The sequence below is a fragment of the Nocardioides albertanoniae genome (genome assembly GCF_006716315.1).
Taxonomy (GTDB): domain Bacteria; phylum Actinomycetota; class Actinomycetes; order Propionibacteriales; family Nocardioidaceae; genus Nocardioides; species Nocardioides albertanoniae.
Genome location: NZ_VFOV01000001.1, coordinates 414,031 through 434,744, shown reverse-complemented (window position 1 = coordinate 434,744; position 20,714 = coordinate 414,031). Strand labels below are relative to the sequence as shown.

General features: G+C 70.9%; 20 protein-coding genes. 17 read left to right on the top strand and 3 right to left on the bottom strand.

Annotation, left to right across the window (positions count from 1 at the left end):
* Positions 1-43: 43 nt before the first annotated feature.
* The 3 genes from FB381_RS02105 (at position 44) to FB381_RS02095 (ending at position 2,393) form a co-directional block, all read left to right on the top strand.
* A complete protein-coding gene (locus FB381_RS02105; RefSeq protein ID WP_141778758.1) occupies positions 44-607 on the top strand; it encodes an ArsR/SmtB family transcription factor in 564 nt (187 codons plus the stop codon).
* 3 nt (positions 608-610) lie between these two features.
* Positions 611-1,867, top strand: coding sequence for an MFS transporter (locus tag FB381_RS02100; protein WP_211352306.1), 1,257 nt, complete (start codon positions 611-613; stop codon positions 1,865-1,867).
* 61 nt (positions 1,868-1,928) lie between these two features.
* A complete protein-coding gene (locus FB381_RS02095; protein WP_141778757.1) occupies positions 1,929-2,393 on the top strand; it encodes a hypothetical protein in 465 nt (154 codons plus the stop codon).
* Here the strand turns inward: FB381_RS02095 and FB381_RS02090 are convergent.
* Complete coding sequence (locus FB381_RS02090; RefSeq protein WP_246087917.1) at positions 2,390-2,767, bottom strand: hypothetical protein; 378 nt, start codon at positions 2,765-2,767, stop codon at positions 2,390-2,392. The two genes, FB381_RS02095 and FB381_RS02090, sit on opposite strands and share 4 nt — an antisense overlap.
* 205 nt (positions 2,768-2,972) lie before the next feature.
* Here FB381_RS02090 and FB381_RS02085 point away from each other — a divergent pair, with 205 nt between their 5' ends.
* Positions 2,973-3,974 carry a restriction endonuclease gene (locus FB381_RS02085; protein ID WP_170225030.1) on the top strand — a complete coding sequence of 334 codons (1,002 nt, stop codon included), beginning with the start codon at positions 2,973-2,975 and terminating at the stop codon, positions 3,972-3,974.
* 144 nt (positions 3,975-4,118) lie between these two features.
* Positions 4,119-4,829, top strand: coding sequence for a ubiquinone/menaquinone biosynthesis methyltransferase (locus tag FB381_RS02080; protein ID WP_141778754.1), 711 nt, complete (start codon positions 4,119-4,121; stop codon positions 4,827-4,829).
* A gap of 10 nt (positions 4,830-4,839) precedes the next feature.
* On the opposite strand, the gene FB381_RS02075 is transcribed toward FB381_RS02080, so the two are convergent.
* A complete protein-coding gene (locus tag FB381_RS02075) occupies positions 4,840-5,433 on the bottom strand; it encodes a PadR family transcriptional regulator (RefSeq protein ID WP_141778753.1) in 594 nt (197 codons plus the stop codon).
* Positions 5,434-5,578: 145 nt separating this feature from the next.
* On the opposite strand from FB381_RS02075, the gene FB381_RS02070 reads away from it, so the two are divergent.
* The 9 genes from FB381_RS02070 (at position 5,579) to FB381_RS02030 (ending at position 15,994) form a co-directional block, all read left to right on the top strand.
* A complete protein-coding gene (locus tag FB381_RS02070; protein WP_141778752.1) occupies positions 5,579-6,700 on the top strand; it encodes an aromatic ring-hydroxylating dioxygenase subunit alpha in 1,122 nt (373 codons plus the stop codon).
* 10 nt (positions 6,701-6,710) lie between these two features.
* The gene (locus FB381_RS02065) at positions 6,711-7,724 is read left to right on the top strand and encodes a PDR/VanB family oxidoreductase (protein ID WP_141778751.1); all 1,014 of its coding nucleotides are present in this window, start codon (positions 6,711-6,713) and stop codon (positions 7,722-7,724) included.
* Positions 7,725-7,749: 25 nt separating this feature from the next.
* Positions 7,750-9,087 (top strand): MFS transporter, encoded by a 1,338-nt coding sequence (locus tag FB381_RS02060; RefSeq protein WP_141778750.1) that lies wholly within the window; start codon positions 7,750-7,752, stop codon positions 9,085-9,087.
* A gap of 131 nt (positions 9,088-9,218) precedes the next feature.
* Positions 9,219-10,436, top strand: a complete 1,218-nt coding sequence (locus FB381_RS02055) for a PucR family transcriptional regulator (RefSeq protein ID WP_141778749.1) — start codon at positions 9,219-9,221, stop codon at positions 10,434-10,436.
* Positions 10,437-10,559: 123 nt separating this feature from the next.
* On the top strand, positions 10,560-11,447 hold the full coding sequence (locus FB381_RS02050; protein WP_141778748.1) for a hypothetical protein: 888 nt from the start codon (positions 10,560-10,562) through the stop codon (positions 11,445-11,447).
* A complete protein-coding gene (locus FB381_RS02045; RefSeq protein WP_141778747.1) occupies positions 11,447-13,222 on the top strand; it encodes a GMC oxidoreductase in 1,776 nt (591 codons plus the stop codon). The genes FB381_RS02050 and FB381_RS02045 overlap by 1 nt, the downstream gene beginning before the upstream one ends.
* Positions 13,223-13,271: 49 nt before the next feature.
* Positions 13,272-13,859, top strand: coding sequence for a superoxide dismutase family protein (locus tag FB381_RS02040; protein WP_141778746.1), 588 nt, complete (start codon positions 13,272-13,274; stop codon positions 13,857-13,859).
* A 50-nt stretch (positions 13,860-13,909) separates the two neighbouring features.
* Entirely contained in the window at positions 13,910-14,413 is a 504-nt protein-coding gene (locus FB381_RS02035; RefSeq protein ID WP_246087916.1) for a nucleoside deaminase, read from the top strand.
* A 51-nt stretch (positions 14,414-14,464) separates the two neighbouring features.
* Positions 14,465-15,994: a PucR family transcriptional regulator gene (locus FB381_RS02030; protein ID WP_141778745.1), complete on the top strand. Its 1,530-nt coding sequence runs from the start codon at positions 14,465-14,467 to the stop codon at positions 15,992-15,994.
* Between the two features lie 3 nt (positions 15,995-15,997).
* Here the strand turns inward: FB381_RS02030 and FB381_RS02025 are convergent, their stop codons facing one another.
* Positions 15,998-17,242 (bottom strand): NAD(P)/FAD-dependent oxidoreductase, encoded by a 1,245-nt coding sequence (locus FB381_RS02025; RefSeq protein WP_211352305.1) that lies wholly within the window; start codon positions 17,240-17,242, stop codon positions 15,998-16,000.
* 169 nt (positions 17,243-17,411) lie between these two features.
* Here FB381_RS02025 and FB381_RS02020 point away from each other — a divergent pair, with 169 nt between their 5' ends.
* The 3 genes from FB381_RS02020 (at position 17,412) to FB381_RS02010 (ending at position 20,691) form a co-directional block, all read left to right on the top strand.
* Positions 17,412-18,017 (top strand): TetR/AcrR family transcriptional regulator, encoded by a 606-nt coding sequence (locus FB381_RS02020; RefSeq protein ID WP_141778743.1) that lies wholly within the window; start codon positions 17,412-17,414, stop codon positions 18,015-18,017.
* Positions 18,018-18,104: 87 nt separating this feature from the next.
* Positions 18,105-19,697 carry an MDR family MFS transporter gene (locus tag FB381_RS02015; RefSeq protein ID WP_141778742.1) on the top strand — a complete coding sequence of 531 codons (1,593 nt, stop codon included), beginning with the start codon at positions 18,105-18,107 and terminating at the stop codon, positions 19,695-19,697.
* A 124-nt stretch (positions 19,698-19,821) separates the two neighbouring features.
* Entirely contained in the window at positions 19,822-20,691 is an 870-nt protein-coding gene (locus FB381_RS02010; RefSeq protein ID WP_141778741.1) for an alpha/beta hydrolase, read from the top strand.
* Positions 20,692-20,714 lie beyond the last annotated feature (23 nt).

Below are 20,714 nucleotides of genomic sequence, written 5' to 3'. Positions count from 1 at the left end.
CAATTCTATTTGCAAACACATCCTTGCGGTCTACGATGCCAGCATGGCAGCACGCGAGATCGTCCCCGGAGTCGACCAGCTCAAGGCCCTCACCCACCCTGTGCGCGTACGCATGCTCGGGCTTCTCCGGGTCGACGGACCCGCGACGGCGACGACCCTGGCAACCAGGCTCGGCATCAACAGCGGCGCGACGTCCTACCACCTCCGACAGCTGGCACAACACGGGTTCATCGAGGACGACGAGAGCCGAGGCAACGGCCGGGAGAGGTGGTGGAAGGCCGTCCACCAGGCGACCGTCACCGGCGAGAGCAGCGTGCCGGACACCCCCGAGGGTCACGAGACCCTCGACGCCTACCTGCAGACGGTCGTGACCATCTACGCCCAGCGTCTCCAGGAGGGGATCGAGCGGCGGAGCAGCCTCCCTCAGGAGTGGCGTGAGGCCTTCGGCCTCAACGATCGCGTCGTCCGCGTGACGCCCGCCCAGGCCACTGAGCTCGAGGCGCAGGTCAACGAGCTCATCGACGGCCTCGAGCACGACGCCGTCGGCGAGGCCGTGATGTTCCAGTTCCACGTGCTCCCACAACCCGGCCCCGACCAGGAGAGATAGCCGGTGAAGCTCCCCCTCTACGGCTGGCTGGCGGCCGAGACGATCAGCCTGGTCGGCACCCGGGTCTCGATGCTGGCCATCCCGTGGTTCGCGCTCGAGACGACCGGCAGCCCGGCCAAGACCGGCCTGATCGCGCTCTTCGAGCTGACGCCGCTGGTGCTCAGCAAGATCTTCGGCGGCCCGGTCATCGACCGGATCGGCCCGCGCCGCGTCGCGATCGCCTGCGACCTCGGCTCGTCCCTCGTGGTCGGCCTCATCCCGCTTCTGTACGTCGCCGGGCTCCTGCACTTCCCCACGCTGCTCGCCCTCGTCGCCCTCGCCGGCACCCTGCGCGGCCCCGGCGACTCCGCGAAGGCGGCGATGATCCCGCAGCTGGTCGAGGCGGCCGGGGTGCCGACGGAACGGGCCACGGGCCTCCACTCGTTCGTCGAGCGCACCGCCTCGATGCTCGGCGCGGCCGCGGCCGGTCTCCTGATCGGCCTGGTGGGCGCCACCAACGCGATCGTCGTCGACGCCGCCTCGTTCGCCGTCGGCGGTCTGCTGCTCGCCGCGACCACCGCCGGGCTGTCCCGCCGGCACGCCGAACGGTCAGCCACCGCCCCGCCGGAGCAGCGCGACCCCGCCTCCTACCGCGCGCAGCTCGCCGAGGGCTGGCGCTTCCTCCGCCGCGACCGGGTGCTGATGGGGATCGCGTTCATGGTGGCGTTGACCAACCTGATCGACCTCGCCTGGAGCAGCGTGCTGATGCCCGTGTGGGGCCAGGCGCATGCCGGCCCCGAGACGATCGGCCTCCTGTTCGCCACCTTCTCGGGCTTCTCCGCGGCAGGCTCGGCCGTGGCCGCCGCGCTCGGCGACCGGATGCGGCGCTACCCGACCTACCTGGTCTGCTTCCTCGTCGCCGGCCTGCCGAGATTCCTGGTGATCGCCTTCGGGGCGCCGCTGTGGGTCGTCTTCGTGGTCTTCGCGATCGGCGGCACCAGCAGCGGGTTCATCAACCCGATCCTCGGAGCGATCCAGTTCGAGCGCATCCCCGCCCACGTGCTGGGCCGGGTCATGTCGCTGGTCTCGGCCTTCGCCTGGGGCCTGATGCCGCTCGGCGGGCTGCTCGGCGGCAGCCTGGTCTCCGGCTTCGGCCTGACCGTCGCCCTCGTGGCCTGCGGTGCCGCCTACTTCGTGGTGACGATGTTCCCGGCGGTCGACCCCACCTGGAAACAGATCGAGCGGACGCCCGACGACGAGGCCGTCCCCCTACGCGCGTAGGGGTGCGGATCGCTCCGTGGAGCGACGCGAGCGCCGGAGCCTCGTCCTTAATCTCACCCGCATGACAACGCAGACCGCTCTTCCCAGCACCGTCCTTCCCGGGTCCGTCAGGCTCGCCGGCATCGCCTGGTCGGGTGCCGTCGCGGCCGGCGTGCTCGAGTCGGCGATCGCCGTGACCCGCATGCTCGCCGACGGCGTCATCGGGCCCGGCGACTGGCTCGGTCTCGGCGTACATCTGGTCGTCTACGTCGTGGCAGCACTGCTGATCGTCGGCCTGCTGCGCGGGTCCCGGGCCGCACGCATCGCGCTGACCCTGCTCCTGAGCGTGGTCGGGCTGGCTTCGCTGGTCGTGCCGACGGTCGCCGACGTCGCAGGTGGTGCCTCCGTGGCCGCCGCGCTCGGCGGGGGCGGGCTGCTCGGCGGCGCGTTCGTCGTGGTGCGCGTCGCGCACATCCTGCTGGTGATCGTCGCGACCGCGGCGATGTACGCGCCGACGGCCGACGCACACTTCCGGAAGCGGGCCTAGCAGGCTTCCCGCAGCCTGGGGATCCTCGGAATCCCGCCGAGCCGCTTGTTGTAGCGGACCCGGTCGGCGTGGCCCTCCAGCACCGTCCACAGCGCCTTGTGGGCAGGCCATGGCACCGGCTCGCCCGGGAACGCCCAGGTCGAGCCGAACCCGACCCAGACCGGCACCCAGTGCTTCGCACAGTCCCACTCGCCGCGCTTGGACATCAGCAGCTTGTGGCGGATCTGGAACGCGAGCCGCTGCCCGTCCTTCGCGATCGGCGCCGCGCACACCCGCCACAGCGGCATGTCGAGCGCCATCAGCTGGATCTCGATGTCGCCCAGAACGCGCGGATCCACCAGGACCGTAGCGACGTTCTCGTGCGGGCGCCTCATACACATCACGCTAGCGGCGAGCACCGACAAACGGGGCGGATCCGCCAGGAGCGAACATCAGCCCCCAATTCACCACCCCGGCGGACGCGAGGCGGGCCTCGGGCCTATCATCCCTCCCAATCTCGATCGGGCAGGGAGGCCCGAGGGAGTGACCGCGCGAGGCGCGGATCGAGGAGGGACGACGGTGGCATCGACGAGGCAGCCCGTGACGGGCGAAGAAGCCGAGAGGTACGCCGCGGAGCATCTGCACGCGCTCGGCTGGCCCGACGCCTCGCCCTCGGGCAGCACGGCGGCAGCCGACGTCGACATCATCGGTGGCCGACCCGACAACGTCGTCGTCGCCCAGGTCGTGCTGACCCGATCGGCGACCGACGCCCGCAGCGTCTGTGCCGTCCGCGGCGCCGGCCACGCCTACGCGGCTCGCACCGTCGCGCTCTACAGCCGCGCCGGCTTCACCGACGACGCCGTCGCCTGGGCCGACAGGATCGGGGTGGCGCTCTTCGAGCTCGCCGCCGACGGCTCGGTGCGCGCGCACGGGAAGCATGCCGCCGGCCTGATCACGACGGCGACGACACCCGCGTCCGCACCGACACCCGACCCCGCTCCGGCGCCCGTCGTGGGCCAGGCACCGGAGCCGGCGCCCGGCCGCCACATCGACCCCACCACCCGCACCGGCAGCTTCACGTTCAGCATGAAGATCCCCGCGATCCGGGCGCGCCGGAAGGCCGGCACGCAGGCGACCGCCGACATCGCCCCGGCGCCCGCCCCGGAGCCGACGCCGCCCTCGCCGGGCACGGGCTCCCAGAAGATCGCCGGGCCGCTGACCGGCCAGCTCCCTGCGTACTCGAACGACGGCACCCGCGAGCTCGCACCGCCCGACGGCGAGCGGTGGGTGCCGGAGGGGCTGGGGCCGATCCTCGACGCGATCGACCGCGCCCTCGAGCTGCCGGTGGTGCTCGTGCTGGGCTCCGAGCGGCGAGCCGAGTGGGTGCGGCAGACCTTTCGCGTCGGCACCATCACGGTGACCGAGGAGAGCGTGCTCCCGATGCTGCTCTCGCTGGTGACCGGCCGGGAGTCGCAGTACGCCAGCGGCGGTTCCTACCACAAGGTCGACGGTCTCAAACCGCAAGGAGAGCGGGCCCTGGAGTCGTGGCGGGCCTGGGAAGCCTACGACCGGGCGCTGGCGCAGCACCCTCGCGCGGTCTGAGCACCGATGAGTGCGGGACGCTCCTGACCGCGTGTCGTCAGGGTGCTGAGATCGTCGCCGACCACGGCTCATCGCCGCGGAGAGGGTAGAACTGGGGAACACTCTCCAGACGTCGGCTGGAGTCTTCCCAGGAGGTGACCGGTCGTGCCGGACGGACAGATGCCCGAGCTCGCGCCCCAGCAGGTTCGCGAGATGTTCACCCGGGTCGCGCCGAGCTATGAGCTCGGCAACACCCTGATGACAGGCGGCATGGACCGCCGCTGGCGACGTCTGATCCAGCGGCTCGCGGCCCTGGGCCCCGACGAGGAGCTCCTCGACCTCGCGACCGGCACCGGCCAGCTCGCCCTCGATGCTCGCCGGCGGCAGCCGACGGCCCGGATCGTCGCCGCCGACCTGACCCCGGAGATGCTCACCGTCGCCCGCCGGCAGCCCAGCGCCGACACCATCGAATGGATGGAGATGGATGCGCACACCCTGCCGTTCGACGATGCCTCCTTCGACGTGATCACCCACGGCTACCTGCTCCGCTACCTCGTCGACGACCTCGACGCCGCGCTCCGCGAGCAGTGGCGCGTGCTCAAGCCGGGCGGGCGCCTGGTCGCGCTCGAGACCGGACCCGGCCGCGAGGGCCCGCTCGGCTCGGCCGCCCGCGTCGTCGGCGGCCGCTGGCCCCGGATCGTGGGCCGCCTCATCGGGAGCGACCCCGGCGACTACGGCTTCCTCCAGGAGTCGACGCTGGCCTTCCTCCGCCCCGCCCCGCTCGCCGCGGCCCTGGAGAGGGCCGGTTTCAGCGACGTACGCCACCACGGGTTCCTGCAGGGAATGGTCTGCGTCCACTCGGCCGTCAAGCGCTGAGGAGGGCGGCTCAGCCGTCCGCCGCGCCCTCCAGCTCGTCGACGAGCAGGAGCCCGCGCTCGGCCCAGGCGATCGCGCTGCGTGCCTGATCGATGAGGCCGTCGTAGGCGAAGATCTTGTAGCGCACGATCCGGTCCCACTGGCCGGCGTCGTAGTGATCGAGGCGCCGGGCCAGGGTGGGGTGGCTGCGGTCGACGAGCGTCGCCCGGGTGACTTCGAGCATGGCCATGTGCTCGGTCCAGTAGTCGCGGAACTTGGTGAGCTCGGCGCGTGCGGCGTCGGGCTCGGCCCACTCCAGATACGCCGCCTTGAGGTAGGCGGGCTCCCGCTGCCGGCGGATCTCGACCGGCGCGTCCATCCACTCCCGGAAGGCCGTCACCCCGGCCTCGGTGACGGCGTACTCCTTCTTCGTGCCCTTCTTGCCCCACGGCACCACGGTGGACTCGAGCAGGCCGTCGCGCTCCATCCGGTTCAGCTCCGGATAGATCTGCGAGTCGGGCGCGTGCCAGACATGGGCGACCGACTGGCTGAACTGCTTGGAGACGTCGTAGCCCGTCATCGGGCGTGAGGTGAGCAGCGCCAGCAGCGCGTACCTCAACGACATCGCGACCCCTCTCCAGCACGGCGGACTCGGCGAGCCTACCCGGCAGCTCCGGCGAGGACTTCCGGCGGCCAACCCCTTGCCACTACCTATATTGATAGTTAGTTTGTGATCAGCACCACAACACCTATCCCCATAGGGAGTCGCCATGACCACCGCCGTCGCTCGTCCCATCGATCCCGCTGCTCCGACGACCGCCGCCAGCAAGATCTTCAACTTCCCCCGCAACACCTGGTACGTCGCGGCCTGGGACCACGAGGTCACCGGGAAGCAGCCGCTCGCCCGCACCGTGGCCGACCGCCCGCTGGCGCTGTGGCGCAACAGCGAGGGTCGTGCGGTGGCGATGGCCGACGCGTGCTGGCACCGCCTGGCGCCGCTGTCGAAGGGGAAGCTGTTCGGCGACGAGATCCAGTGCCCCTACCACGGCCTGCGCTACAACTCGGCCGGCCGCTGCACGAGCATGCCCGCCCAGGAGACGATCAACCCGAGCGCGACCGTCCCGTCCTACCCGGTCGTCGAACGTCATCGCTACGTGTGGGTCTGGGTGGGCGACCCCGATCTCGCCGACCCCGCCAGCGTGCCCGACATGCACCAGATGGACTCCCCCGACTGGGCCGGCGACGGCGAGACGATCTACGCGCCCTGCAACTACCAGCTCGTGCTCGACAACCTGATGGACCTCACCCACGAGGAGTTCGTGCACAGCTCGAGCATCGGGCAGGACGAGCTCTCCGAGGCCGAGTTCGACGTGAGCCACACGGATCGTGGCGTGACCGTCACCCGCTGGATGCGCAACATCGACGCGCCCCCGTTCTGGCTGAAGAACATGCGCGACAAGTTCCCCGGCTTCTCCGGGAAGGTCGACCGCTGGCAGATCATCCACTTCGAGGCGCCCTCGACGATCTGCATCGACGTCGGCGTCGCCAAGGCCGGCACCGGCGCCCCCGAGGGTGACCGCAGCCAGGGCGTGAACGGGTTCGTGATGAACACGATCACCCCGGAGACCGCGCGCACGTCGCACTACTTCTGGGCCTTCATGCGCAACTACCGCCTGGAGAGCCAGACCATCACCACCCAGCTGCGCCAGGGCGTCCACGGCGTCTTCGGCGAGGACGAGGAGATGCTCGCCGCCCAGCAGAGCGCGATCGACGCCAACCCGGACCACGAGTTCTACAGCCTCAACATCGACGCCGGCGGGATGTGGGTGCGCCGGATCCTGGACCGCATGCTGCAGGCGGAGGGCCTCCCCTCTGCCGCGGCGGCGAAGTGAGGCCGCCGCCATGGCAGTGAACACCCAGACCTGGTGGCAGCAGGGCCGTGTGGTCGAGACCTCCGACCTCGCCAAAGGCGTACGCCGCGTCGTGCTCGCCCCCGACCGTCCCGTCCACGCCGCGCCCGGCACCCATGTCGACCTCCGGCTCGAGCTCGACGGCCACGTGCGGAAGCGGTCCTACTCGGTCCTGCGCTCCGAGGACGGCGGCCGCCGGATCACCCTCGGCGTGCAGCTCGCCGCGTCGTCTCGCGGCGGGTCGCGCCACATGCACGGGCTCGAGGTCGGCGACGTGGTCGAGATGACCGGCCCCGTCCAGAGCTTCCCGCTCGGCGTCGGCGCGGACCGCTACGTGCTGGTCGCCGGCGGGATCGGCGTCACCGCGCTGGTCGCGATGGCCGACGCCCTGCGCCGCCGCGGCGCCGACTACACCCTCGTCCTGGCCGGGCGCAGCCGCCGCGTCATGGCCTACCTCGACGAGCTCGTCGAGACGCACGGCGACCGCGTCCGCGTGTTCGTCGACGACGAGGACGTACACCTCGACGTGGAGACGCTCGTCGGCGAGATCGCCGGCTCGCCGGCAGCGGCCCGGACCGAGATGTACATGTGCGGGCCGATCCGGCTGATGGACGCGATCCGCCGCGCCTGGGTGGCCCGCGAGCTGCCCGAACCCAACCTGCGGTTCGAGACCTTCGGCAGCAGCGGCGCCTGGGCGGCCGAGGAGTTCGTCGTACACCTCCCCCAGCTCGACCGTTCGGTCAGCGTCGGCAAGGACAGCTCGATGCTCGACGCGCTCGAGGACGCCGGCGTCGACGTGATGTGGGACTGCCGCAAGGGCGAGTGCGGGATCTGCCAGGTCAAGGTCCTCGACGTCAGCGGCCGCATCGACCACCGCGACGTGTTCCTGAGCCGGCAGCAGAAGGAGACGTACGCCTCCTTGTGCCTCTGCGTGGCGCGAGCAGCCCGCGGCGAGTCGGGGTCGGGCTCGGCCGACCCCGCCGCCGTGACCCTCCACCTTCCGTGAAACCCCACACCGAAAGAGACCCGAGATGAACCTTCGTGCGCGCATCGACGCCGCCGCGATGACCCCGTACCAGTGGATGGTCGTCGCGCTCTGCGTCCTGCTGAACTGTCTGGACGGATTCGACGTGATGGCGATGGCCTTCACGGCCTCCTCGCTGACCGAGGAGTTCGCGCTGAGCGGCTCGGAGCTCGGCCTGCTGCTGAGCGCCGGGCTCGTCGGCATGGCCGTCGGCTCGCTGGCCCTGGCCCCGGTCGCCGACGTCATCGGCCGTCGGCCGCTGATCCTGGTCAGCGTCGGTCTGGCGACGCTCGGCATGCTGCTCTCGGCGGCCGCTCCGTCCGCGATCCTGCTCGGCCTCGCTCGGGTCGTCACCGGGCTCGGCGTGGGCGGCATCCTGGCCAGCACCAACGTGATCGCGAGCGAATACTCCTCCTCCCGATGGCGGGGTCTGGCGATCGGGATCTACACGGCCGGATACGGCATCGGTGCCACCTTGGGCGGCATCGCGGCCCGCGGCATGCTGACCGATCTCGGCTGGCGCAGCGTCTTCGTCGCCGGTGGCGTCGCGACCGGGGTCGCGCTGGTTCTCCTCGTGATGCTGCTGCCCGAGTCGGTCGACTTCCTCGTCCAGCGCCGACCGCGTCAGGCCGTGGAGCGGATCAACCGGATCCTCGGGCGGCTGGGCCAGCCTGCTGTCACCGCCGACTCGCTCGGCACCGCACCGGTCACGACAGCCCGGCGCCGGAGCGGCAACCCCGGCGTGCTGCTCGGCTCCGAGCTGCGTCGCTCCACCCTGCTGATCTGGGTCGCCTTCCTGGCCACGATGTTCGGTTTCTACTTCGTCAACAGCTGGACCCCGCAGCTGCTGGTGACCTCGGGGATGTCGGAGGCCGACGCGGTCACCGCCGGCATGATGCTGGCGCTGGGCGGCACGGCAGGCTCTGTTCTCTACGGCGTCGTCGCCTCCCGGCTCGACAATCGCCTGGTGCTCATCGGCTTCACGGTGCTCTCGTCGCTGACCATGGTCGTCTTCATCACCAGCACCGCCCTGCTCACGGTCGCGCTGATCATCGGCGTCGTCGTCGGCGCGCTGATCAACGGCTGCATCGCCGGGCTCTACACGATCACGCCGGCGGTCTACGGCACCGAGATCCGCACCACCGGCATGGGCTGGGCGATCGGCATCGGCCGCATCGGAGCGATCTTGTCGCCGATGCTCGCCGGGCGCCTGCTCGACTCGTCCTGGACCCCGGTGCATCTCTACATCGGTGCTGCCGTCGTCGTCGCCGTCTCCGCCGTCGCCCTGGCCTTCCTGCGCAGCGGCCGGGCTGCGCGGCCCGTCCCGGACGTGGCCTCGGCCTAGGCGGCCGGAATCGGCCCGTCCCGGCCGCAACCGGGGCGGGCCACACCGGTGACGACAGCCACACGGCCCTGTGCTGATTGCACAAACGACCTCAGGAAGACACGGAGCGTCGCGTTGGTAGCCTCCAGCACATGTCCCGCCAGCCGACTGGTGAAACACCGCCGCCACCCGTCCCCGTCCCCCAGCCCCTGGCGATCACCCGCGCACTGGCGGAGCGCCTGCTGCCGCGTGCCGAGGAGCTCGGCACGGTGCTGCGCGACACGCTCCTCATCAAGGACGAGCGCTACGCGACCACCGACCTGATCGCGGCTGAGGAGCTGCTGCGGTCGTGTCGCGACAACATGGTGCGCTCCCTCCAGTCGCTGGCCGACCGGATACCGCCGGGCGTGGACGTCTTCGACGCCGCCCAGATCACCGCGCGGCGCCGAGCCGACGCCGGCTTCCCGCTCGAGTCCGTCCTGCACGCCTACCGCCTCGGCACCGAGGTGATCTGGGCCGCGATCCTCGACGAGGCCCGCTCCCGGGCCCCCGAGCTGCTGGACGAGCTCCTGGACAGTGCCGTCCAGGTCATGCAGCTGATCGACCTGATGTCGACCGCGGTCGCCGACGAATACCGCACCCGAGAGCTCGAGGCCAAGCGGCGCGACATCGAACGCAGGCAGGCGATCCTCGACGGGCTGCTGGAGGGGCGCGCGGCAGACCCGGGTTTCGCCGCCGAGGCGATGCGCATCCTGGAGCTGACCTCGGCGGCACGGATCGCGGTCGTCGTGATCCGGCACCGCGCCTCACCGGGGCCTCCCCCGTCGCCAGGCGCCGCCCTCGCCGCCGCCGGGTTCCGGTCCGAGTGGCGCCTGCGTGCGGACCGCGAGATCGGGCTCGTCGAGCTGGGACAGGCGACCGTCACGCAGCTGGTGGGTCGGCTCTCGTCGATCGTCGACGGCTGGGTCGGTGTCTCCCAGGAGACGGTGGGCCTTGCCGACGTGGTCACCGAGTTCCGGATGGCCGAGCTCGTCCTGGCCAGCCTGCCCGCCGAGAAGCCGGGCGTCGCCGCGCTGACCGAGAGGCTTCCCCAGGTGCTGGTCGCCGCGAACCGACCGATCGCCGACCGGATCCGGTCCCGCGCACTGGGCGACCTGCTCTCGCTCCCCCTCGACAAGCAGGAGTCGCTGCTGGAGACCCTGGGCCGGTGGTTCGCCAACAACAGGTCGACCTCGGCGACCGCGACCGAGATGCACTGTCACCGCAACACCGTGGTCTACCGCCTCAAGCAGATCGAGGATCTGACCGGCTGCCGCCTCGACGACGGTGACGACCAGATGCTGCTGAGACTCGCACTGCTCGCGTCCTGAATCGACGACCTCCAGCTGTGCGCCAGCACAGTTTGGCTCCGCCAACTCTGTGCGTGTCACTGATGCCGACGGCCCGATCGCGGTGGCACTGTGAGATGCGTATCGAGCTCGGAGGTATGTGTCATGGAGACACCGCACGTCGATCGTCGCTTCTTTCTGACCCGTGTCGGGGTGCTGGGCGCCCTGGCCGCGGCCGGCACCGCGGTGCCCGGTGTCGCGAGGGCCGTCACCAGCGGGTCACCGGCCGATCCACTGGTCGACCAGGTCGCCAAGCTGTTGGCGGCCATCGCCCGGGACACGCTCAACGGACTCGCGGTCTTCGTGGTGCCCGGTCCCGACGCCTACTCGAGGACCCAGGGAACGCCGCGCGAGGAGCCCGGCGCGATGGAGGCCAGGACTCCGGACTTCCTCATCGAGTCCCTCGACAACTACGTGCCGATGTCGGACCAGGTCGCCGCCGCGGTCGGCCGGGCGCTCGCCAACGGTCTCGCCGACGTACCGATCGTGGTGCCGCCTGCGATCCCGGTGGTGACCAACTCGTTGCTCGCCGATCTCGACGACGTGGTCAAGGTGCTGCTCCGCAACGACTCGGCGCTGCCGCTGTCCGCGGTGATCGCGCTCCTCCTCAACACACAGGCCGTACGGGTCGATCCCGGGTCGGCGGCCGGGCCGCACCTCTCACCGTTCTCCCGGCTGTCCTTCGCGAAGAAGGCCGAGGTCTTCGAGCTCTTGGAGCAGGCCGACCCGCAGCTCGTCGGCTCGATCGACCGCGAGCTGCCCGAGCCGCTGAAGGGGTCCGTGTCGGGCATCCTGCAGTTCATCGCCGGCGCCCTGCTGGAGTTCTCGGCGTTCGGCGCCTACTCCGAGTGGTCGACGTTCGACGCCGCCACCCTGACCGTCGCCAAGCCACCCCTCGGCTGGGGTCTGGCGAAGTACGACCCCGGGAGCATGGACGGCTGGGACGAGTTCAAGGGCTACTACCAGGGACGACAGAAAGTGAGCCCCCTCTGATGCGCGACGTGATCATCATCGGTGCCGGCGGTGGCGGCGCGGTCGCCGCCAAGGAGCTCGCCGCTCAAGGCCTGGACGTACTCGTGATCGAGGGTGGGCCGCGGCACGCCAAACCGCGCGAGCAGTGGAGCCGCCTCGAGAACGATGCCAACAACCCGCTGACCGGTTACCTCCGGGTCGGCCAGGAGGACCGCACCAAGCCCGCGGCCTACCGCGAGCTGCCGCAGAACTCCTTCCTGTGGCAGGTCTCCGGCGTCGGCGGCACGACGCAGCACTACTTCGGCAACAGCCCACGGGCCTACCCCGGGGTCTTCACCGGGTACGACGGCCCCGACGCCGCCCTGTACGACGTCGACCACCGCTTCCCGTTCTCCTATGCCGACCTGGTGCCCTACTACGAGTGGGTGGAGACCACCCTGCCCGTGCAGACGGCGGCCGTCGGCACCAAGGAGTCGGTCTACCTCCAGGGCTGCGAGACCCTCGGCCTTCCGGTCCAGAAGACGAAGACGACGCTCGAGGCGTCCTACCGTCCGCAGGAGAACGCGATCCTCCAGCCGGGCGGCACCGCCGGCCGGACGAACGACGCCAACCTGCTGAAGTATCCGCAGGCGACCGGCTGCACCTTCTGCGGACACTGCTTCCAGGGGTGCGCATCGCCCGACAAGGCGCCGCGCAACCTGGTCGCGAAGCGTTCGACGGACAACAGCTACATGCCGATGGCGCTCACCGCCGAGTCCTGGGCCTCCGGCGGCAAGGCCGTCGGGCTGGTCACGGACGCGACGGTCACCAAGATCCGTACCGAAAAGGTCAAGGGCGAGCTGACCGCGACCGGCGTGACCTGGCTGGACAACCCGACCGGCATGGTGCACACCGAGGACGCGAAGGTCGTCGTGATGTCCGGTGGAGCCGTGGAGAACCCGCGGCTGTGGTTCAACAGCGACCTGCCCAACCCCAACGACTGGGTCGGGCGCGGGTTCACCGACCACTACCTGGACTGGACCTTCGGTCTCTTCGACGAGAACGTCGGCAGCTCGAAGGGGCCGGCGTCCGCGGCGCGCACCGAATACCCCGGCTACGGGATGAACATGAACGTCGGCCTGATGCCGGGCATCGAGGCGTTCACGATGACCTTCTCCGACAGCGGGATCCGCGACCAGTACTCCAACGGCCGCGGTATGACCGGCCCCTGGGACGGCACCACCGGCCGGCTGGTCGGTCCGGAGCTGAAGGACGTGCTCTCGCACGGTCTCGACAACATCCTCAACGTCGTCAGCATCGTCGACGACGACGTCTCCCCGATCAACCGGGTCACTCTCTCGACCCTGCCCGCCGACGAGAACGGCCCGATCCCGAAGGTCCGGTTCGACAACCGGCACCGCACCTCCCGGAGCCGACGCAACCGCGAGTTCCTCGCGCACGAGGCTGCCCGGCTGCTGAAGGGCGCCGGCGCGAAGAAGGTCTATCGGATGGACTGGCCGGCGCTCCCCCTGCACGTGCACTCGACGATGCGGATGGGTGACTCCGAGGACGACTCGGTGGTCGACCACAGCGGCGAGACCCGGGCGGTCAAGCGGCTCTTCGTCGCCGACAACTCCGCCCTGCCCAACTCGGTGGGCGGACCCAACCCGACGCTGACGATGCAGGCGATGGTCACCCGGATCAGCGAGCACATCGTGACCCGCTACTTCGACGGCGAGGCCTGGGTTGCCGACGGGTCACCTGTCATCTCCACCGACTCCCGGATCTCGCGAAGGCTCACCGAGCTCGGGCTGTGACCGGCTGTACGGTGGCAGTGACCGGATCCCGTTCTCGTGGAGGTATCCCATGTCCCGGCTCGTATCGACCGCTGCCCTGGCCGCCTGTGGCGTGCTGGCGCTCACCGCCTGCGGAGGGGCGTCGGACTCCGGCGCCACCGACCGCGGCGAGGTGAGCGCCAAGCTCGCCGACCCTGACGGGAAACGGGTCGGCACCGTCGAGATCGACGAGGACGACGGCACCCTGCAGATCAGCGTCGAGGCGAGCGGTCTGAAGGCCGGCTACCACGGCTTCCACGTGCACACGACCGGCAAGTGCGAGGCCGACAGCGCGGCACCCGACGACCCGTCGAAGACCGGCGACTTCCTCTCCGCGGGCGGCCACCTCAACCCCGACGAGAGCGAGCACGGCGACCACCTCGGCGACCTGCCGGCGCTCCTCGTCGACGACGACGGCAACGCGAGCCTGGAGTTCACGGGCCCGTTCACCCTCGAGGAGCTCCAGGATGACGACGGCAGCGCGTTCATGATCCACGCGGACCGTGACAACTACGCCAACGTCCCGGAGAGGTATGCCCCCGAGGGGCCGGACGAGGACACGACCAAGACCGGCGACGCCGGAGACCGGATCGCGTGCGCTGCGATCAAGGCCGGCTGACCGCTCCGAAATAACGCGACGTACGCAGCGGCCGGCCGCAGACTGGAGCGGTGACCAACGACCAGCCCAGCACCGAGATCACCCCGACCGACATGGCCCACCTGCGACGCTGCCTGGAGCTGGCCGCCGAGGCGCTGGCCGACGGTGACGGGCCGTTCGGGTCGGTCCTGGCCGACGCTGTCGGCAACGCGCTCCGGGAGGACCGCAACCGCGAGCACTCGACCGGCGACCCGACGGCCCATCCGGAGATCGCCCTCGCCCGCTGGGCAGCCCTCAACCTCGATCCGGAGGCGCGTGCGGGCGCGACGATCTACACCTCCGGCGAGCACTGCCCGATGTGTGCGGCGGGGCAGGGCTGGTCCGGCGTCGGCCGGGTCGTCTACATCGCCTCCTCCGAGCAGCTGACGCAGTGGCGAGCCGGCTGGGGCGCGGCCGAGTCACCGGTGCTGCCGCTCGCGATCGGCGAGGTCGCACCCGCTGTCGAAGCGGTCGGGCCCGTGCCCGAGCTGGTCGAGGAGATCCGTACGCTCCACCAGGCCGCCGCGGGCGCGTGAGCCCGCGCCGCCTCCCCACCGAGCGCCTCGGCCTCGTGGCACAGTGACCGGATGATCACCGCAGCAGACCTGGCGCAGGCGGTCGCACCTGCTTTCGCCGAGCTGGCCCAGCCCGGGGAGGCCCGGCCCGTGCTCGGCGTGGAGCTGGTCGAGGCCACCGGACCGGTGCAGGTCGAGCAGGGCGACGTGGTGCTCGCCGTGGGCGTACGTTCGCCGGACGACGCCCTCGAGATCGTCGACAAGGCCCACGACGCGGCAGCCCTGGTGCTTCGACGCACCTGGGCCGACCTCGACGAGGTGCGGCGACGCTGCGCGGTCCGCGGGGTCCCGTTGCTGGCAGTGCCCGACCAGTCGCCGTGGTCGCCGGTGATGGCGATGCTTCGGAAGGCGCTCGAGGCCGCGCACACCGGGCGGAGCCAGGAGCCGGCCGACAACCTCTACTCCGACCTGTTCGATATGGCCGACAAGGTCAGTGCGCTCGTCGGCGCGCCCGTCACCGTCGAGGACGCCACCTCGCGCGTGCTCGCCTACTCCACCGGCCAGGAGGACGTCGACCAGGCGCGGATGTCGACCATCGTCGCCCGGCGGGTGCCGCGGGAGGTGCGCAACCACTTCCGCTCCGTCGGCGTCTTCCGTCATCTGGCCCGCTCCGACGAGCCGCTCTTCGTGCCCGCGGTCGACTCCGGGGCTCGGCCTCGCTACGTCATCCCGGTGCGTGCCGGCGGCGAGTGGCTCGGCTCGATCTGGGCCGTGGTCGACGCTCCTCCGCGAACCACGCGCGCGGGCGAGCTGCGGGCGGCCGTCGAGGTGATCGCCCTCTATCTGCTGCGCCTGCGTGCCCACACCGAGCTGCACCGTCAGACGCAGCTCGACCACGTCCGCACCGCGTTGCGCGAAGAGACCTCCGACCGGCCGGAATGGCTCGGGTCCGAGCCGTGGCGGGTCGCCGCGCTCCTCGGACCGGAGGGCCTGGGCCTCGACGCGCGGGCCGAGCTGTGGGTGATCCTGGCCCGGCGCCACGGGTGGCGGCAGCCGGTCGTGGTCGACCTCGACGGGCTGCTCTATGCGGTGCTCGACAGCTCGACGGGCCCCGGCGGCCACGACTGGTTCACCGACCTGGTGCGCGCCGAGTCCGTACGCAGCCCCTCGGTCGGGCTGCGCCTCGGCTCCGCGGTGGAGACGCTCGCCGACCTGCCCCGGTCGCGCACCGAGGCCGCCGAGCTGTCCACCATCGGCCTCGAGGGCGCGCGCCACGCGGTGGCGTCGGTCGAAGACTGCTGGCCCGAGCTGGTGCTCGGTCGCGCCCTCGGGGGCATGGCCCGGATGCCGCTCGTCTCCCCTGTCGCCGGCCTCACCGCGCCGGGCGCCGACGCCACGCTGCTGACGACCCTCGAGGCCGTCCTCGACCACTGGGGTGAGGTCGGCCGGGCCGCCCGCGCGCTCGGCGTGCACCCGAACACGGTGCGCTACCGGCTGGCCAGGCTGGCCGAGACCTGCCCGATCGACCTCGACGACGCCGCCCAACGGCTGGCCGTACGCCTCGAGATCGCGCGCGCCCGAGCCGACGCCGCCGAGCGCTGATTCTCAGCGCAGCGGGTCGACCGCGCGCAGCGGCTCGGGGCGTACGCCGGTGACGATCTGCTCGGCGAGCAGCCTGCCGGTGACCGGGCCCAGCGTGATCCCCCACATCCCGTGGCCCCCGGAGACGAAGACCCGGGGGTCGTTCGTGGCGCCGACGAGCGGGAGCCCGTCGGACGTGCACGGCCGGGCACCGACCCACTCGTCCTCGCGCTGGTCGAGGTGCACGCCCTCGAGGAGCGTGCCGGCCTCGGTCACCAGCGCCTGGATGCGGCGGTGGTCCATCGGCGCGTCGACGTCGCGGAACTCCATCATCCCCGCGATCCGCAGCCGGTCGCCGACCGGCGTGCAGGCCACCCGCTGGGTCGGGAAGTAGACCGGGCCGCGCGGCTGGTCGTCGACCTTGACGGTGAACGAGTAGCCGCGCCCTGCCTGCACGATGCGCCGCACGCCGAAGTCACGGGCGAGCCGGTTCAGCCGTGCGCCGGTGCACAGCACGGCGGCGTCGTAGCGCTCACCGGCGACGACGACACCGGAGCCGGACGAGACGACGTCGTCGGCCTCCTGACCTGCGAGGATCCGGCCTCCACGAGCCCGGACGGAGGCGGCGACGGACTCGACATAGGCGGCGGGGTCGATGAAGCGCTGGTTGCGGATCCGGATCGCCGTGGCGATGCCGCCGGCCAGGGCCGGCTCGTCGGCGCGAGCGGCGTCACCGTCGACGATGTCGAAGGTGACGTCCTGCCCGCTGGCCCTGATGTGCTCGAACTCCTCGAGCAGCGCCTCGCTGTCGGCCACCGTCCGGAAGGCCGCGGTGAACGGCTCGGCCGGCTTCGTCCGCGCCTCGACCCCGCCCCGCTCCAGCTCGGCGAAGGCGTCGAGCGAACCGTTGTTGAGCGGGATCAGCGCCGCCATCGCGCGCTGCCAGCGGGGGTGGGTGCAGTTGCGGCCGAACTGCGCGAGGAACCGCAGCAGGCGCGGGTTGGCGGTCGGCGGCACGTAGACCGGCGACGACGGGCTGAGCACGGCCTTGAAGCCGTACTTGAGCACCGACGGCTCCGGGAGCGGAACGGCGATGCTGGGGGTCAGCCACCCGGCGTTGCCCCAGCTCGAGCCCGCGGCGACGTCGTCGCGGTCGAGCACCGTGACGTCGACGCCGGCCTCCTGGAGGAACCATGCGGTGGACAACCCGACCATGCCCGCGCCGATCACGACGACGCGCTCGGGACGTGTGTGCCTGCTGGAGTTCATGGGGTCCATGCTCCGACGTCCGGCGCGAGCGCTCCTTGACCATCTGCCACAACTTCGGAGCGCGCGTCTGTGCTCTGCCCACAACGACTCTCACCCGGGCGGTGCGGTGTCACCCACGCCACATTTTCTTGCATTGACTGCAACTTGCACTGAATGCAAGAATTAACTCGTGTCTACCGCAACCCCACCTCACAACGCCCGCGAGCGCCAGAAGCGGGAGCGCCGGATGGCGCTGATCGAGGCGGCCCAGCGACTGGTGGGCGAGCGTGGCCTCGACGAGGTCACCGTCGAGGAGATCAGCGCCGAGGCCGGGTTGTCGACGCGCACGTTCTTCAACTACTTCGACACCAAGGACGACGCCGTGCTGGGCATCCAGGAGGTCGAGCTCGACGCCGAGGTGCGTGCGCAGTTCGTCTCCGGCGGGCCGTCGGGCCGGCTGATGAGCGACCTGGAGTCGCTCGTGGCCGGCTTCCTGCGAGACGGCGCCCCCAACATCGAGCAGGGCGAGCGGGCGATGCGGCTGATGGCCTCCGACCCGCGCCTCGTGCAGAGGCACATCGCCTGGCACCAGCGCGTGATCGGCGAGCTCGAGGAGCTGCTCGCCGAGCGACGTACGGCACGGCCCTCCCCCGTCGACGACGACACGATCGGGATGGTCGCCGGCCTGCTGATGCGGGCCAGCGCGCTCGCCTGGGCACGATCGGGCTACGAAGGCGACCCGACCGCGCACCTGCCCGAGGCCGTCGCCCAGCTCCGACTGCTGGTCGCCGACTAGCCACCCACCCTCTCGGGTCCACGACATACGACACACGGCACGCGTGTGCCGCCACCTCTTCACCACCTGCCTGGAAGGTCCACCCTCATGAGTCACACGGTCGCGCCCGATGCGCCCGACAAGCCGCTGATCGTGCTCACGCCGCGTACGGTCTGGCTGATCTTCGGGGCCCTGATGGCCTCGATGTTCCTCTCCTCCCTCGACCAGACGATCGTGTCGACGGCAATGCCGACGATCGTCGGTGAGCTCGACGGGGTCGAGCACCAGGGGTGGGTGATCACCTCCTACATCATGGCGATCGCGATCGTGATGCCCCTCTACGGAAAGTTCGGCGACCTGTGGGGCCGTCGCTGGCCCTTCCTGATCGCGGTCGGGCTCTTCACCCTCGGCTCGCTCTTCGGCGGTCTCGCGCAGACCTTCCCCGAGCTGGTCGCCGCGCGCGGTCTCCAGGGCCTCGGCGGCGGCGGGCTGATGATCCTGTCGCAGGCGATCATCGCCGACATCGTGCCGGCCTCCGAGCGTGGCAAGTACATGGGCCCGATGGGTGCGCTCTTCGGTATCTCCGCGGTCATCGGCCCGCTGCTCGGTGGCTGGCTCACCGACGGTCCCGGCTGGCGCTGGACCTTCTGGATCAACGTGCCGGTCGGCATCATCGCGCTCGTCGTGGCCTGGTACGCCCTCAAGCTGCCCTCGCACCGCTCCAACCGGCCCGTCGACTGGCTCGGGATCATGTTCATGGTGCTCTCCACCTGCGGCATCGTGCTGCTGACCTCGTGGGAGTCGCTGGGCAACGACGGCTACGACTGGACCTCGCCGCAGCTGCTCGGCCTGGTCGTCGGCACGCTCGCCGCGGTGGCCGCCTTCATCGTGACCGAGACCCTGGCACCGGAGCCGCTGATCCCGCTGCGCCTCTTCAAGAACCCCACCTTCACCGTGACCACGCTGATCGGCCTGGTGCTCGGGATGGGCATGTTCTCGGCGATGGCGATGCTGCCGACCTTCCTGCAGATGTCGACCGGCGCCTCGATCACCGGCTCCGGCCTGCTGATGCTGCCGATGATGGTCGGTCTGATGCTGACCGCGATCGTCTCCGGCATCATGATCTCCAAGACGGGTCGCTACAAGATCTTCCCGATCGTCGGGCTGCTCGTCACCGCCGCCGGCATCGCCTGGATGACCACGATCACCGGCGACATGTCGATGGTCGTCTTCGGGGCGATGATCTTCGTGCTCGGCGCCGGGATGGGCCTGGTCATGCAGACCATCGTGCTGGCCGTGCAGAACTCCGTCGACCCGCACGAGCTCGGCACCGCGACCTCGGCGAACAACTTCTTCCGGGAGATCGGTGCGACCGTCGGCACGGCGCTGTTCACGACCGTGTTCACCACCCGGCTGAGCGACAACTTCGAGGGGCTGGCGGCGAAGATGGCCTCCTCCCAGATGTTGCCGGCCGACGGCGCCGGTTTCTCCGGCGGCAGCCTCACCCCGGCCGCGGTCGAGAAGCTTCCCGAGCCCGTGCACGGCTGGGTCGTCGACGCCTTCACCGAGGCGCTCGCGCCCGCGTTCTGGTATCTCGTGCCGCTGGTGCTCTTCGGCTTCGCGCTCGCACTGTTCCTCAAGGAGGTCAAGCTCTCCGACCAGGCGGGCATGGTCGCCCGTGGTGAGGCTGTCGCCGGCTGAGGCCGGCTGTCACCGGGCGCCACAGGAGGGCCCTGACCAGCATGTCTCTGCTGGCCGGGGCCCTCCGTCCGTACGCCGCAGAAAACGCGTGCACCGACGGTCGCGGTGTCGCTAGGGTCCTCGCATGACTTCCCCCGCGCCGACGTACGTCCTGGTCCACGGCGCCTTCGCCAACTCGTTCTCCTTCGCTCCGCTGCAGGCCGAGCTGGCCCTGCGCGGGCACCGCTCGCTGGCGGTCGACCTTCCCGGGCACGGCTTCGGCGCGACCTTCCCGGCCGCCTACCAGGCGCCCCAGGATCTCGCCGCGCTGGCGACGGCGCCGGGCGCGATCAAGGGCGTGAGCCTCGCCGACAACGTGGCTCACCTGGTCTCGGTGCTCGAGCGCGCCAAGGAGCACGGGCCGGTGATCGTGGTCGCCCACAGCCGCGGCGGGGTCACCCTGACGGCCGCGGCCAACAAGCGCCCCGACCTGATCGACGCGATGGTCTACGTCTCGGCCTGGGCGCCGGTGGAGCTCGATGCCGCTGCCTACAACGCCGAGCCGGAGATGGCCTCGTTCGACCCCACCGCGCTGATCGCCGCCGCGGCTGCCGACCCGGCCGACGTCGGCCTGTTGCGCTGCAACTTCCGCACCGCCTCAGCCGAGGTGCTGGCCGGCTTCAAGCACGCGTTCATGGCCGACGGCACCGACGACGAGTTCCGTACGTTCCTCAACACCTTCCAGCCCGACGAGAACCTCGACCCCGGCGGCCCCGACGACCGGGCCCAGGCAGAGACGTGGGGCACCCTGCCGCGTACGTTCGTGCGCCTCAGCGACGACGTCAGCATGCCGCCGGCGATGCAGGACCGGCTCATCCGAGAGGGTGACGCGCTCACCCCCGACAACCCCTACGACGTGCACACGCTCGCCTCCAGCCACCTCGGCTGGCTGGTCAGGCCGGCCGCCGCGGCCGACCTGCTGGCAGGCCTGCACGTGGAGACGTCCGCCCGGTAAGCCATCCGGCCAGGTCTCTTGAC